Genomic DNA, 985 nt, shown 5'->3' with positions numbered 1-985 from the left:
GGCATGGCCCGGCTTATCGCCGGCTAAGCCGGTTTAGCCGGGGTTACTTGGCCTGGGGTTGGCCGGTAGCCYTGGCAAGGGCTGCYTTGGTTCTGGCGAGTTCGCGTTCCAGGTCGGCACGCTCGCCGATTTCCTGYTCCAGGGTTTCATTGACCTGCGCGAGGTCTTCMGCGGATTCCTGGATGCGGGTTTCGAGGGCGTCGGTTTTCTGCAGGGCCTGGGCCACTTCGCCGGCCTGCACGTGCGGCGGGAGTTCCTGTTTGAGCACCGTGTTGATCACCATCAGCTCGGCGGCCGATTGCTCCACGGTGTCCTTGACGGCCTCGTTTTGCCCAAGCGCGCGCTCCAGGGGAGTCGATGCGGTGTTGGAAGCGGCAGACTGCTGCTGTGGCATATCGATGGCCTTATGGTCGGTTGATGCGGGTCGTTGAAACGTGGGGTATCCGCAAAAATGATGGTGTTGGCTTGCGCTGCTTCAGCGGGATTTTAACCACCTGTGGCAAATTCAGAGGGCCAGAAGCTCAGCATCGGATGGGGGTATTGACGGCAACCAGACCCACTGGGCGCCGTTGATGGATCGGGCCCTCAGCGCGATTTGGACGGTGCGGCAGGCGCCTTGCCGCTGCGCGCCGCACTGGCAGGCTGCGCCGGGCCCGGGCTGAAAATCTTGCCCAGCGTGGAGCCGATGCGGGCCCCAATGGCCGTGCCAACACCCGGCAGTACCGCGGTGCCCACCACAGCGCCCGCAATGGCACCGCCCGACACGGAAAATTTGACGTTGTCGAGCGGGCCGCTGACTGTCAGCGGGATGCCCACAATGCCGTCCACCAGGTCAACGGCAAACTCGCCCGCAATCTGCCGGTTGGCGATTTTGGCCTCACCCGATGCTGTGAGCACGCCCGAACTGGCCTTCACGCCGGTGTAGGTCACCACCATGCCCTCGGGCGTGTTCTGCGTGTCGAGCTGGCCCGTGATGGTGTCCAGC

1 protein-coding gene and 1 pseudogene are annotated in these 985 nt (G+C 64.1%); both read right to left on the bottom strand.

What is annotated here, in order from left to right:
- Positions 1–43: 43 nt before the first annotated feature.
- A complete protein-coding gene (locus AC1D1X_RS24345; RefSeq protein ID WP_477699494.1) occupies positions 44–394 on the bottom strand; it encodes a hypothetical protein in 351 nt (116 codons plus the stop codon).
- A 191-nt stretch (positions 395–585) separates the two neighbouring features.
- Positions 586–985: pseudogene (locus AC1D1X_RS24340) on the bottom strand (hypothetical protein); the annotation flags it as partial.

This window comes from Polaromonas sp. P1_G4, assembly GCF_056405475.1.
Note: the sequence above shows the minus strand (reverse complement) of the source record. Positions and strands in the feature narration are given on the sequence as shown.